The organism is Rhizorhabdus sp. (assembly GCF_018006725.1).
Lineage (GTDB): Bacteria > Pseudomonadota > Alphaproteobacteria > Sphingomonadales > Sphingomonadaceae > Rhizorhabdus.
Map to the genome: position 1 here is coordinate 1 of NZ_JAGMXV010000136.1, position 13,302 is coordinate 13,302.

The following is a 13,302-nucleotide window of genomic DNA, read 5'->3' on the forward strand; positions in this document are numbered from 1 at the left end:
GGCCCGCGCTCCCGCCCACGCCGTCCCCGCCCCCCGGCTTTTCGCGGCCCGTACCGGAATCAGCGATGCGGATCGACACCCCCGGCAGCGGCAGGCCGACGGTGCCGGCGATCCGCTCCCCCTCATAGGGGTTGGAGATGTTCATGTTGGTCTCAGTCATGCCATAGCGTTCGAGGATCGCATGGCCGGTACGCTCGCGAAACTCGCGGTGGATGTCTGCCGACAGCGGCGCCGAGCCCGAGACGAACAGCCGCATGTGGCGGGTCAGGGCCTGGTCGAAACGAGGATCGTCGAGCAACCGGATGTAGAAGGTCGGCACCCCCATCATCGTGGTCGCCGAGGGCAGCCGGGCGATGACCTCACCCGCATCGAAGCGCGGCAGGAAGATCATCGACGCCCCGGCAGCGAGGACGATGTTGGTCGCGACGAACAGTCCGTGCGTATGAAAGATCGGCAGCGCGTGGAGCAGTACGTCTTCGGCGGTAAAGCGCCACGCCTCGCGCAACATGAACGCGTTGGAGCCGAGATTGTCGTGACTTAGCATCGCGCCCTTGGACCGGCCGGTCGTGCCCGAGGTGTAGAGGATCGCGGCGAGATCATCGTCCGCACGGGCCACATCGTCGAAGCTGGTAGCGCAGGCGTCTGCCAGACCCGACAGACTGCCCTCGCGTCCCGGACCTAGCGTTTCGACGCGCGGCACGCCGACCTCGCGAGCGAGGGCTTCGGCCGCTTCGTGCATGGCCGGATCGCAGACGAACAGCGCCGGTTCGGCATCGCGCAGGAAATGGTCGAGTTCGCCGACGGTATAGGCGGTGTTCAGCGGCAGGAAGACCGCACCCGCACGCAGTGCGCCGAGATAGAGCATCAGCATGTCGACGCTCTTTTCGGCCTGCACAGCGACCCGGTCGCCGATCCCGACGCCGCAGCTCCGAAGCACATTGGCAAAGGCGGCCGAGCGCCTCTCCAGATCACCATAGGTGACGGTCGCCCCGTCGGCGAGGTGGAGGAAGGGCGTGGCCGGATCGGGAAAGCCGGCGGCAAGGCGGGCGTAGAGGTTGCTCATGGAAGCGCTCTTTAGGCGCTAACGCCGCGCGGTGCAGCCCCCTGCGATGCCGCGCGGCCAGACGCCGCGCCGGATGATGGAGTGCGTCGCCGAACTGCGCGCCGGCTGACGCCTCAACCGCAGATCCGCAGCAAGGCGGCACGGTCGAACAGCGCGCGAACGAGCGGATCGCGCTCCTGCCGGCGGATCGCGACCTGGAATTGGATCGACCGGTCGAGCGCGGGCCACAGGCGGACGAGCGCACCGCTATCGAGTTGATCGGCGATCATCGGGTGCGGCACGAGGCTCAGCCCTGCATCGGCCGCCACGAGGTCGATCAACATCCGCGCATTGTTGCAGATGTGGATCATTGGCCGGGTGAGGCCCCATTCGTCCAGCGCGGACAGTGCGAGGCCGTGGATGGGAGAGTGGCGATGGAGCAGCCAGATCGGCAGCGTTCCCGGACCAGCCTCCGCCTGCCGCGCTACCGCTGGCGAGGCGACCCAGACGAGGTCGACACTGCCGACCGGCGCCGTCTCCACATTGGGCGTGGCGACCGGCCCGGCGACGAAGATCAGGTCATTGGCCGCACCGAGCAGCTTCTGGAGCATGTTGTGCGAGAGATCGATGTCGACCTCGAGCGAGGCTTGGGGAAAATCGTCCTGCAACGCCCTCAGAAAGGGCGGAAGCACGGTGGCCGCGACGATCTCCCCGGTGCCGATCCGAACGATCCCCGCGGTTCCCGAAAGCCGGGCTGAGTGAAGCAGGGTGCGCTCGATCGACGCCCACAGGGGCTCGCATTCCTCGACCAGTTGTCGGCCCCTGGCGGTCAGGACCATGTTTCGGCCGGCGCGCTGGAAGACATCGAACCCGACCTGCCCCTCCAATTCACGGATCCGCGCCGAAATGGCGGGCTGTGTCGTGTTGAGGCGATCGGCGGCAGCGGCGAAGGTGCCGAGCCGGCTGATCCAGAGCAGCGTTTCGAGATGGTAGAGCGAAATGCGTCGCATAAGACTGGCTTATGGATATCATCAAAGAACAACAATTGGATTTTATGATTTGGCCAGCCTAACCCAAGGGCAGGAGGTACTGCCGTGACCCAGATATATGATAGCGCGGACGCCGCACTCGAAGGGCTTCTGTTCGACGGAATGACGATCTGCTCCGGGGGCTTCGGCCTGTGCGGGGTGCCCGACCGGCTGATCGACGCGATCCAGGCCTCGGGCGTCAAGAAGCTCATCGTCGCCTCGAACAATGCCGGCATCGACGGTGAAGGGCTCGGCAAGCTTCTGCGCACGCGCCAGATCGCCAAGATGATCGCCTCCTATGTCGGCGAGAACAAGGAGTTCGAGCGGCAATATCTGGCGGGCGAGCTCGAAGTGGAATTCTGCCCGCAGGGCACGCTCGCCGAGCGGATGCGCGCCGGCGGCGCCGGCATTCCCGGCTTCTACACCAAGACCGGCGTCGGAACGCTCGTGGCCGAAGGCAAGGAGACCAAGGAGTTCGACGGCGAGACCTATGTGCTCGAACGCGGCATCCGCGCCGACCTGTCGATCATCAAGGGCTGGAAGGCCGACGAGAGCGGCAACCTGATCTTCCGCAAGACCGCGCGCAACTTCAACCAGCCGGCGGCAACGGCGGGCAAGATCTGCGTCGCCGAAGTCGAGGAGATCGTGCCGGTGGGCAGCCTCGACCCCGATCACATCCATGTGCCGAGCATCTATGTGAAGCGCCTCGTGCTTGGCGCGCCTTACGACAAGAAGATCGAGTTCCGAACCGTGCGGCAGAGGGAGACGGCATAATGGCCTGGGACCGCAACCAGATGGCGGCACGCGCCGCCCGCGAACTGCAGGACGGCTTCTACGTCAATCTCGGCATCGGCATTCCGACGCTGGTGGCGAACAACATTCCCGACGGCATGACCGTCACGCTGCAGTCCGAAAACGGCATGCTCGGCATCGGCCCCTTTCCCTATGAGGGCGAGGAGGATGCCGACCTGATCAACGCCGGCAAGCAGACGATCAGCGAGTTGCCCTCGTCGAGCTATTTCTCCTCGTCGGACAGCTTTGCGATGATCCGGGGCGGGCATATCGACCTGACCGTCCTCGGCGCGATGGAAGTGTCCGAGCAGGGCGACATCGCCAACTGGATGATCCCCGGCAAGATGGTGAAGGGCATGGGCGGCGCGATGGACCTCGTCGCCGGGGTCAAGAAGATCATCGTCGTGATGGAGCATTGCGCCAAGGACGGCAGCCCCAAGTTCATTCCGGCCTGCACCCTGCCGCTCACCGGCAAGAATGTCGTCGACATGATCGTCACCGATCTCGCCGTGTTCCAGCGTCCCGATCATCAGTCGCCGTTCCGCCTGATCGAGACCGCGCCGGGCGTGACCGCCGAGGAGATCGCGGGGAAGACGACCGCGCACTATATCGCCTGAAGCCCGCCAAGGCTCGATCGGAGGCCGGCCGCCACAAGGCGCGCCGGCCTTCTGCGTATCGGGACCGTCATATCCCGCGCGGCAACTCGATCTCCCCGGGTTCGAGCGATCCGATCAGGTGGATGAAGGATTTGACTGCGATCTGCTCCAGCGCCGGCATCCGGGACTCAAACGGCTTCCCATAGCCCGCGAACATCGTCATCCCTTCCATGGATCCCGATATGAACAGCGCGACGAGTTCGCGCTCCTCCACCGGCAGGCGGGGGTTTATCTCGGCGATCAGCTCGTTGATCGCGACACGGGCGCGCTCGTAAAGTTCATGGACCCGCTCCTGCACGAAGGGGTCGTGGTTCGACATGGCCCAAAGCTCAGGGAACACCCGCGTCGTCTTCTTGCTGCGGATGTCCTCCAGCACCAGCGTCACGAGCCGTTTCAGACGCTGTTCGGCATCGGCGGCCGGATCATGGACGATGACGTCGAATGCCTGTTCGTAGCTGCTGATGATCGCATTGAGCAGTTCGCGCAGCAATTCGTCCTTGGACGGGAAATAATAAGCGAGATTGCCCGCCTTCATCCCGCAGGCGGCCGCGATCCTTCGCAAGGTCAGGGCCTTCGACCCCTCTTCGACGAGAATCTCTAGCGCCGCATGCAGAATTTGCTCGAAGCCCTCCTGACCGCGCGCATAGCCCCCCTCCCGCGGTGTGATTCGCAAATCGGGAACGATGAAATCGGTCAAGTCGGGGTCCTCAAGACTTTGATCCAAACGCCCTAATCCCGGCCATCCGCGACGACAAGTGTGACCATATTTTTGTCGCTTGACATATTTTGGACGTATGACAAACTTTCTCGCGTCACGCTGAAAGAGCGGACACAGGGAGGCGGGCATCCGATGACTCGAAATTCCATGATGGCGGCGCTTGTGCTGTCGTTGACGAGCGGAACGGCAATGGGGGCCAGTCCCTTTCCGAATCCGCTGCCGGTCGAGCCGATCCCGAACGTGCTCGAACTGACCCCGAAATATCCGGCCAGCTGGATCTATGTGCAGGACCTGCACTTCAACAGCATCCTCGACGGGCGCGCTGCGATCGTCGACGTCGCCGCCGAACATAGCGCGGTCAAGGGGCAGATACCGGTGGCGCAGTTCGGTACGCTGCTGCCCTCGACGACCCGGCCCGACATCTACGTCGCCGAGACCTTCCACGCGCGGCTCACCCGGGGCGAGCGCACCGACGTCATCACCATCTGGGACAAGGCGACGCTCAAGCCCAAGGGCGAGATCGCGCTACCCGGCGGCAAGCGGGGCCAGTTCGTCACACTGCGCAATGCGTTTCAGCTGACCAATGGCGAAAAGTGGGCGCTGCTGTTCAACTTCACGCCAGCCTCGTCGGTGTCGGTGATCGACCTCGACAGCCGCACCATCCTGAACGAGATCGACTTGCCGGGCTGCTCGCTCGTCTACCCCACCGGCGAGCGCGGCTTCACCTCGCTTTGCGCCGATGGAACGATGACGAGCATCGCACTGGACGCGGCGGGCAAGGTCGCGTCGAGCGCGACGAGCAAGGCGATCAACGACATCGACCATGACGCGATGTTCATGACCCCGACGATGGTCGGCCGCACCGCCTGGTTCGCAACCTTCACGGGCAGTCTGCACGGCATCGACCTGAGCGGTCCGGTGGCGCGCGACCTGGGCAGTTTCGCAATGCCCCAGGAGAAGACCGCCGAGGGCGAATGGCGTCCGGGCGGCTGGCAGGTGATCAGCAGCGATCCCGCGGGACGCGTCTATGTCCTGATGAATCCGGCTGGCAAGGAAGGCACACACAAGGACGGCGGTACGGAGGTGTGGGTCGTCGATCCCGCCAGGAAGCAGCGCGTCGCGAGGGTGCCGCTCGCCAATCCGGCCATCTCGATCGAGGTGACCGCGCAGGCCTCGCCGCTGCTCGTCGCGTCGCGCGCCGATGGATCGCTCGACGTATATGACGCCGCCAGCGGCAAGCTTCAGCGCAGCATTGCGCAGGTCGTCCACGATCCGATGACCATGACGGCAGCCCGGTAATCGCGATGGGTGAAATCCTCCCCTATTTCCTGGCCACCGTGCTCGTCTCGGCAGCGATCCACAAGCTGGTGGCGCGTGAGCGTCTGGCATCGGCGGCGGCACAGATGACGGGGCTTGCCCCAGGTCTCGGTCAGCCGCTGTCGCTGTCGGCCGCTGCGATCGAGGCGGGCGCCGCCGTCGCGTTGCTCAGTCCCGCCACCCGACCGACGGGCTGCGCCTTGGCCGGGCTGCTCTGGACCAGCTATACGCTGCTGCTCTGGCGGGCCCGTCAGCGCGGCGATCGCTTCGACTGTGGCTGCAGCCTCAGCGGCCCTTCGCGGTCGACCGAAGCCTATCCCGCGATGCGCGCCGCCGTTCTGGCCACGCTGGCGGCGGTCGCGGCGCTGCTTCCTGCGGGAAGCCCCAATATCCTCTCCGTCTTCGGCGCCTTAACCTTCTTCGCGCTGTACCTCGCCGCAGGCGAAATCGCCTCGGCCTCCTCCTCGGCAAGGAGCCTTGCACGATGACCGGCTTCGCATTCGCTTCCCAAATCCTTTTGTGGATCGCCGTCGGGGTGCTCGGCATCCTGGTCATGGCCCTCGCGCGCCAAGTCGGCGTGCTGCACGAGCGCATCGCGCCGGCCGGCGCGCTGACGCTGCACCAGAAGGTCGCCGTGGGCGACAAGGGACCGGAAATGACGCTGACCGCGCTCGACGGACAGGACATCCGCATCGGCGGCAAGCGCGACGGGCGCAGCCAGCTGCTCTTCTTCCTGTCGCCCGACTGCCCGATCTGCAAGACCTTGCTGCCGGTGCTGCGCTCCGCCGCCCGCGCGGAGGCGGGCTGGGTCGACACGGTACTCGCCAGCGACGGAGACGAGACCGCGCATCGCCGCCTGGTCATGAAGGAGGGGCTGGCCGGCATGCCCTATGTCCTGTCGGAAACCCTCGGCCGGTCGCTGGGCGTGTCCAAGCTGCCTTATGCCGTCCTTCTCGACGAGCAGGGCCGCATCGCCTCGCTGGGGCTGATCAACAACCGCGAACATCTCGAAAGTCTGTTCGAGGCGAAGGAACGCGGGGTCTCTTCGATCCAGCACTATCTAGCCGGCGCCTGAACGGCATCACGAGCAAAAGGGGGCTGCTCCCATGTCCAACATCGATCGTTTCGCCGAACGGGCCGTGCGCATGGTCGCCAGCCGCACCTCGCGCCGGAGCCTGCTGACGCTGATCGGGGGCGCCATTACCGGCGCGGCCGTCATCCCCGTGCTGCCCGTATCCCGTGCGGTCGCCTCGACCCATGGTGGCGGCAAGAGCGGCCTGCCGCCGCAGACGAGCGGCAACCCGCAGGATCCGGGCGACCAGACCCAGTGCGATTACTGGCGCTATTGCGCGATCGACGGCTTCCTCTGCTCCTGCTGCGGCGGCACCGCCAATGCCTGCCCGCCTGGAACCGAGATGTCGCCGATCACCTGGATCGGCACCTGCCTCAATCCCGCCGACGGACGCTCCTACATCATCAGTTACAACGACTGCTGCGGCAAATCCTCCTGCGGCCGCTGCCTGTGCAACCGCAACGAGAGCGACCGGCCGATGGTTCGGCCGCAGGCGAACAACGACATCAACTGGTGCCTCGGGACCGAGAGCGGCTCGATCTACAATTGCTCGACCGCCGTCATTCTCGGCACCGCGCTGGAGAGCCAGTGATGCGGCACCGATTGCTCGTCGTCCCGCTCTCAGTTCTCCTCGCTGCGGCGCCGGTCCAATCCGCGCCTGACGGCGCCAAAATCTACCAGCGCTGCGCGGCCTGCCATCTGGCGACCGGCAAAGGCGTTCCCGGCGCCTTCCCTCCGCTGCAGTCCGACGTGCGCGCACTGGCCGGCATGCCCGACGGGCGGCGCTATCTGGTGCTGGCGGTCACGCGCGGGCTGGCTGGGCCGATCACCGTCGAGGGCAAGACCTATCGCGGCATGATGCCCGCGCAGGGCGGTCTCGACGACGAGTCCATCGCGGCGGTCCTCACCCATGTAACGGGCACGATCGCCGGCGGCGGCAAGGGCGTCAAAGCCTTCACCGCTGCCGAGGTGAAGGCGGCACGCGAAAGCGGCGCCACCCTCGACGCCGCAGCGGTCGCCCGGCTGCAACCGAAGCTCCCGGCCAAATGAGGCTGACGGCGGCACTTGCGATCCTCGCGATCGGAACGGCCGCCGCAGCGGCCGCGACGACCGGTGCCATGCCCGGGGTTCCCGATCCCCGGCGGGCGCACATCAACTGGATCGTGAAATGCCAAGGATGCCACCGCCCCGACGGCGGCGGCACCCCCACCTCGACGCCGCCGCTCGCCGGCCAGGTGTCGCGCCTGCTCGCCGTGCCTGGCGGGCGGGAATTTCTCGGCCGGGTGCCGGGGGTGGCGACCACGCCGCTTCCCGACGACCAGCTGGCAGAACTCCTGAACTGGACGCTGATCCGTTTCGACCCGGACCACGTCCCGGCAGGTTTCCAGCCCTACACACGGGAGGAGATCCGAAAGCTGCGGGAAAAGCCGCTGCGGATCGAACGGGCGGCCCTGCGCGCCGACCTCGTCGCCAAACTGGCGGCAGGCGAGCGCGCCCATGATGCAACAAGACACGAAGGGGAAAAATGATGACGATCTCGGCACGCGTGCAAAGGACCTCTCGCATCGCAGTGATGCTGCTCGCCGGCCTGTCCAGCCAGGCGCTGATGGCGCAGACGGCGGCCGACGAGACGGTCGCCGACAGCATGGAGATCGTCGTTACCGCACAGAAGCGCAGCGAGCGCCTGCAGGATGTCCCCATTTCCGTGTCGGCGATCGGCGGCGATGCCGTGCGCAAGCAGCGCCTGACCAGTGCCGACGACCTCGTCAGCAAGGTCGCCAATCTCCAGCTGACCTCCACCGTCGGCGACGGCACCCCGATCTTCGCGCTGCGCGGCGTGTCGATGTCCGACTACAGCCTCAACCAGTCGGGTCCGGTCGCGACTTATTATGACGAGGTCTACAAGGGCAATTTCGCCTTTCTCGGGGTGGCGCTCTACGATCTCGAACGTGTCGAGGTGCTGCGCGGACCGCAGGGCACCCTTTACGGCAAGAACACCACCGGCGGCGCGGTCAATCTGATCAGCCACAAGCCCGACCTGGGGAAGGTCGAGGGCTATCTGAACCTCGGCTATGGAAATTATAATCGCCACGAAGCCAATGGCGCGATCAACCTTCCGCTGGGCGACGGTCGCTGCCCGCATAGCCTTTACCGCCGCGCGAGCCGAAGGCTGGTTCCGCAACCAGCTTCCCGGACAGCCCGACCTCAACGGCACCCGCGAATATGCGGTGCGCGGATCGATGCTGTGGGAGCCGAAGGACGGAACATCCTTCCTGCTCCGCGCCTCGACCAGCTATCAGAATCCGCGCAACTACGGCATCTTCGCCGCGCCCGGCCCCGATGGCGTCGGCGTCGGCCTCTATGAATCGCTCGGCCAGGGCAGCAGCTATTTCCGCACCGGGATCGGCCGTCGCCAGATCGAGTCCAACTATACGCCGCGCCGTCGCGCGCGCACCTATGCGCTGTCGCTGACCTCGACTTTCGACATCGGCAACGACCTGTCGATCGTATCGGTGTCGTCCTGGGACAAGGGACGGCTCAACTTCGGCGAGGATACCGACGGCGCCCCCAACAAGACGCTGGAAATCTTCTATGGCGACCGCGCGAGCCAGCTGTCGCAGGACCTCCGCCTGGCCAGCAGCTGGGGCGGCCCGTTCGAGTTCATTCTCGGCGCCTATTATAATCGCGAGAAGGTGTTCAACACGACCGACTTCGGCATCTTCAAGGATGCCGACATCGACGGCAACGGAACGGTGGATGCGGCTGACTGCGCCGCTGGCCTGCCGGCGGCCTGCAGCGTGGCGAACAGCTTCGACCAGCTCAAGCACAGCTATGCGCTCTACACCGACATGCACTATGATTTCGGCGGCGGCTTCACGTTGCGCGGCGGCCTGCGCTACACCCGCGACGACGGCAAGCAGAAGGGCCTGCGCTCGGATGCGCTGGGCGTCGACGGATCGCTGATCGCGACGTTGATCCCGCCGACCACGCTCAGCTTCAAGAACAACAATATCTCGGGCAAGATCGGCATCGACTATAAGATCGATCGTGACCGCATGCTCTATGCGAGCTACAGCCGCGGCTATCGCGCGCCGAGCTTCAATGCGCAGGCTTTCTTCGATCCGTCCGAAGCCTCGGTGGCCAAGCCCGAGACGATCGACGCCTTCGAGGGCGGCGCCAAGCTGCAGCTGGCCGATCGTCGCATTACCCTTAACCTCGCCGGCTTCTATTATCTCTACAACAACCAGCAGTTCATCAACATCAGCCCGCAGACCGCCGCACAGACGCTGGTGAACGTGGACAAGTCGCGCATCTTCGGCGGCGAGGTCGAGTTCAGCGCCCGCGCGAGCGAATTCCTGTCCGTGCGCGCCGGCCTCGGCCTGCTCAACGCCAAGATCAAGAAAGGCATATTGAGCGGCGTCGATGTGAAGGGCAACCGCCTGTCGAACGCGCCGTCGATCAGTGCCAATGCCGGTCTCGACATCACGTTGATGGACGACGACGCTGGCAAGCTGAGCCTGCATCCCGACATCAGCTATGTTTCGAGCCAGTATTTCGAGGTGTTCAACGTGCCCCGACTGCGTCAGTCGGGATACGCCCTGTTCGGCGGACACATCGACTTCGAGCGGGGCCCCTTCTCCGCCTCGATCTGGGGCAAGAACCTGACCAACAAATTCTACCTCACCTCGCGCGTCGATCTCACCGGGGGCTTCGGCTTCGATTACAACCATGTCGGCGCACCGCGCACCTATGGCGTGACCGTCGGCTATAAATTCTGACAGGATGAGGGGCCGCGACCATAAGGATCGCGGCCCATGAGGAGAGGATCATGACCGACTATAAACTGTTGATCGACGGCCGTCTCGTGGACGGCGCGATGACGATGGATGTCGTCAACCCGGCGACCGAGGAGGTGCTCGCGACCTGCCCGCGCGGGTCGGAGGACCAGCTGAACGAGGCGGTCGCCGCCGCGAAACGCGCCTTCCCGGCCTGGGCCGCCAAGCCGATCGAGGACCGCCGCGCGATGATCCTGAAGCTGGCCGATGCGATCGAAGCCGAGGCCGAAGCCTTCGCCCGCCTGCTGACCCAGGAACAGGGCAAGCCGCTGCCCGAGGCGACCGCCGAGATCGCCTATACCCAGGCCTTCATCCGGCAGCTGGCGAGCCACGAGCTGCCGGTGCGGGTGCTCGAGGACAATGACCGCCACCGGGTCGAGCAGCGCCGCCGCCCGCTGGGCGTGGTCGGCGCGATCATCCCGTGGAACTTCCCGGTCCTGATCGTCGCCTTCAAGCTGCCGCTCGCGCTGCTCGCCGGCAACACGATGGTAGTGAAGCCCGCGCCGACGACCCCGCTTACCACGCTGAAGATGGGCGCTCTGATGGCCGATATCTTCCCCGCCGGCGTGGTCAACATCGTCACCGATGCCAACGACCTCGGCGGCAAACTGACCGCGCATCCCGATATCGCCAAGATCAGCTTCACCGGATCGACCGAGACAGGTCGCCGCGTGATGGCGAGCGCCGCCGCCTCGATCAAGCGGCTCACGCTCGAACTGGGCGGCAATGATGCCGCGATCGTCATGCCCGACGCCGATCCGGCCAAGGTCGCACCCGGCATTTTCGGCGGCGCCTTCCTCAACGCGGGGCAGGTCTGCCTGGCGATCAAGCGCGTCTATGCGCATTCCGACATCTATGACGCGCTGTGCGTCGAGCTCGCCCGGCTGGCCGAGGAGGCGATCGTCGACGACGGGCTGAAGCAGGGCGTCCAGATCGGGCCGCTGCAAAATGCTGCGCAATATGAGAAGGTGAAGGGCTTCCTGGAGGACGCCAAGGCCAATGGCACGATTGTCGCCGGCGGCATCATCGAGGACCGACCAGGCTATTTCGTGCGCCCGACGATCGTGCGCGATATCAGCGATGGAACACGGATCGTCGATGAGGAACAGTTCGGCCCCATCCTGCCGGTGATCCGCTTCGACGATCCGGAGGATGCACTCGCCCGCGCCAATGCCTCGGCGATGGGCCTGGGCGGTTCGGTCTGGGGCAGCGACCGCGAGAAGCTGCGCGATATGGCGGGCCGCATGGAAAGCGGCACCACCTGGATCAACCAGCATCTCGACTTCGGCCCGACCATCCCCTTCGGCGGCGCGAAGCAGTCGGGCCTCGGCGTCGAGTTCGCCGAGGAAGGCCTGCACGAGTTCACCCAGTTGCACATCATCAACGAAGCCAAATGACGATGCTCCACCTTCCCGACCGGCCGGACCTGTTCAACTTCACCCGCGACGTCATCGGGCGCTGGGCCGAGCTTCGGCCAACCGATCCGGCGATGCTATGGGTCGATGCTGACGGTCGGACGGTCGAGCGGAGTTTTGCCGACATCGCCGCTGCCGCAGGACGGGCGGCGGCGGTGCTGACGGCAGCGGGCGTGCGGCGGGGCGATACGGTGCTGATCCTGCTCAACCGCGAGCAGCAATGGTGGGAGCTGATGCTCGGCTGTATCGCCATCGGCGCGGTCGCCTCCCCCGGCACGACGCAGCTGATGGCGAAGGACATCGCCTATCGCCAGCAGGCGGCCGAGGCGCGCTGCGTCGCCGCCACCGGTGACATGGCGGATCGGGTCGACAAGGCGCTGGGCGACGCCGACATCGTCCGGCTCCACATCGACGGGCCGCGCGCGGGATGGCTGGGTTATGACGCGCTTCGCGACGGCGCCGAGCCCCTCGCTCCGCTCGCCGATACCGGCTTCGACGAAGACGCGCTCTGCTATTTCACCAGCGGCACGACCGGCCAGCCGAAGATGACGATCCACACGCACGGCTATATGCTCGCGCACCGGATCACCGGCAGCTACTGGCTCGACCTCAAGCCCGGCGACTTGCACTGGAACCTGTCCGACACGGGCTGGGCCAAAGCGGCCTGGAGCAGCCTGTTCGCGCCCTGGCTGATGGGTGCGACGATCTTCGTCCACCACAATGCCGCCTTCGATCCCGCCGCGACGATGGACCTGCTCGAACGGATGCCGGTGACGACGCTCTGCGCGCCGCCCACCGCCTATCGCATGTTCGTGCGGGGCGACATCGCCGGCCGGACCTTCCCGTCGCTGCGCCACTGCGTCAGCGCGGGCGAGCCGTTGAACCCCGAAGTGATCGACCTGTGGAAGGCAGCGACCGGCCTCGACATCCATGACGGCTACGGCCAGACCGAAACCGTCCTGCTGTGCGCCAACCGCCCCGGCGCGGCGCGGCAGGGATCGATGGGCCGCCCTGCCCCGGCCTTCGACCTGGCGGTGATCGACGGCGACGGACAGCGCATGCCCGCCGGCGAAGAGGGCGACGTGGCGCTACGCATCGCCGAGGCACCACCGCCCGGCCTGTTCGCACGCTATCGCGACGATCCCCAACGCACTGCCGACACGCGCCGCCATGGCTGGTACCTGACAGGGGATCGCGCGATCGTCGACGAAGACGGATTCTTCTGGTTCGTCGGCCGGTCGGACGACGTGATCCTGTCCTCCGGCTACCGCATCGGCCCGTTCGAGGTGGAAAGCGCGCTGTTCGAGCATCCGGCCGTCGCCGAGAGCGCGGTGGTGTCGAGCCCCGACCCGACGCGCGGCGAAGTGGTCAAGGCGTTCGTGATCCTCGCGCCCGGCCATGAGCCGTCGGAGGCCTTGGTGAAGAC

15 protein-coding genes are annotated in these 13,302 nt (G+C 65.9%); 12 read left to right on the forward strand and 3 right to left on the reverse strand.

Features of this window, described 5'->3' with window-relative positions; genetic code table 11:
- On the reverse strand, nucleotides 1–1,063 hold a 1,063-nt coding region (locus KAY22_RS17290; protein ID WP_296624568.1), incomplete at its 3' end, for an AMP-binding protein.
- 113 nt (nucleotides 1,064–1,176) lie between these two features.
- On the reverse strand, nucleotides 1,177–2,052 hold the full coding sequence (locus KAY22_RS17295; RefSeq protein WP_296624569.1) for a LysR family transcriptional regulator: 876 nt from the start codon (nucleotides 2,050–2,052) through the stop codon (nucleotides 1,177–1,179).
- An 84-nt stretch (nucleotides 2,053–2,136) separates the two neighbouring features.
- Between KAY22_RS17295 and KAY22_RS17300 the strand changes: the two genes are divergently transcribed.
- Together KAY22_RS17300 and KAY22_RS17305 are read left to right on the forward strand one after the other, a co-directional pair.
- On the forward strand, nucleotides 2,137–2,844 hold the full coding sequence (locus tag KAY22_RS17300) for a CoA transferase subunit A (RefSeq protein ID WP_296624570.1): 708 nt from the start codon (nucleotides 2,137–2,139) through the stop codon (nucleotides 2,842–2,844).
- Nucleotides 2,844–3,479: a 3-oxoacid CoA-transferase subunit B gene (locus KAY22_RS17305; protein ID WP_296624571.1), complete on the forward strand. Its 636-nt coding sequence runs from the start codon at nucleotides 2,844–2,846 to the stop codon at nucleotides 3,477–3,479. Before KAY22_RS17300 ends, KAY22_RS17305 begins: the two co-directional genes overlap by 1 nt.
- A gap of 67 nt (nucleotides 3,480–3,546) precedes the next feature.
- On the opposite strand, the gene KAY22_RS17310 is transcribed toward KAY22_RS17305, so the two are convergent.
- A complete protein-coding gene (locus KAY22_RS17310; protein ID WP_296624572.1) occupies nucleotides 3,547–4,215 on the reverse strand; it encodes a TetR/AcrR family transcriptional regulator in 669 nt (222 codons plus the stop codon).
- Between the two features lie 153 nt (nucleotides 4,216–4,368).
- Between KAY22_RS17310 and KAY22_RS17315 the strand changes: the two genes are divergently transcribed.
- From KAY22_RS17315 to KAY22_RS17360, 10 genes are all read left to right on the forward strand, one after another.
- On the forward strand, nucleotides 4,369–5,535 hold the full coding sequence (locus KAY22_RS17315; protein WP_296624573.1) for an amine dehydrogenase large subunit: 1,167 nt from the start codon (nucleotides 4,369–4,371) through the stop codon (nucleotides 5,533–5,535).
- A 5-nt stretch (nucleotides 5,536–5,540) separates the two neighbouring features.
- Nucleotides 5,541–6,041 carry a MauE/DoxX family redox-associated membrane protein gene (locus KAY22_RS17320; RefSeq protein WP_296624574.1) on the forward strand — a complete coding sequence of 167 codons (501 nt, stop codon included), beginning with the start codon at nucleotides 5,541–5,543 and terminating at the stop codon, nucleotides 6,039–6,041.
- Complete coding sequence (locus KAY22_RS17325; protein WP_296624575.1) at nucleotides 6,038–6,628, forward strand: redoxin family protein; 591 nt, start codon at nucleotides 6,038–6,040, stop codon at nucleotides 6,626–6,628. The genes KAY22_RS17320 and KAY22_RS17325 overlap by 4 nt, the downstream gene beginning before the upstream one ends.
- 31 nt (nucleotides 6,629–6,659) lie before the next feature.
- Nucleotides 6,660–7,217 carry a methylamine dehydrogenase light chain gene (locus KAY22_RS17330; RefSeq protein WP_165322978.1) on the forward strand — a complete coding sequence of 186 codons (558 nt, stop codon included), beginning with the start codon at nucleotides 6,660–6,662 and terminating at the stop codon, nucleotides 7,215–7,217.
- Entirely contained in the window at nucleotides 7,217–7,675 is a 459-nt protein-coding gene (locus KAY22_RS17335; protein ID WP_296624576.1) for a cytochrome c, read from the forward strand. The genes KAY22_RS17330 and KAY22_RS17335 overlap by 1 nt, the downstream gene beginning before the upstream one ends.
- Nucleotides 7,672–8,154 (forward strand): cytochrome C, encoded by a 483-nt coding sequence (locus KAY22_RS17340; protein ID WP_296624577.1) that lies wholly within the window; start codon nucleotides 7,672–7,674, stop codon nucleotides 8,152–8,154. The genes KAY22_RS17335 and KAY22_RS17340 overlap by 4 nt, the downstream gene beginning before the upstream one ends.
- Nucleotides 8,151–8,990 carry a TonB-dependent receptor gene (locus tag KAY22_RS17345; RefSeq protein WP_296624578.1) on the forward strand — a complete coding sequence of 280 codons (840 nt, stop codon included), beginning with the start codon at nucleotides 8,151–8,153 and terminating at the stop codon, nucleotides 8,988–8,990. The genes KAY22_RS17340 and KAY22_RS17345 overlap by 4 nt, the downstream gene beginning before the upstream one ends.
- Nucleotides 8,944–10,404, forward strand: coding sequence for a TonB-dependent receptor (locus KAY22_RS17350; RefSeq protein WP_296624581.1), 1,461 nt, complete (start codon nucleotides 8,944–8,946; stop codon nucleotides 10,402–10,404). Before KAY22_RS17345 ends, KAY22_RS17350 begins: the two co-directional genes overlap by 47 nt.
- Before the next feature lie 50 nt (nucleotides 10,405–10,454).
- Nucleotides 10,455–11,858, forward strand: a complete 1,404-nt coding sequence (locus KAY22_RS17355) for an aldehyde dehydrogenase family protein (protein ID WP_296624579.1) — start codon at nucleotides 10,455–10,457, stop codon at nucleotides 11,856–11,858.
- Nucleotides 11,855–13,302 (forward strand): AMP-binding protein (locus tag KAY22_RS17360; protein WP_296624580.1); only part of this gene is annotated, 1,448 nt, incomplete at its 3' end. The genes KAY22_RS17355 and KAY22_RS17360, both read left to right, overlap by 4 nt.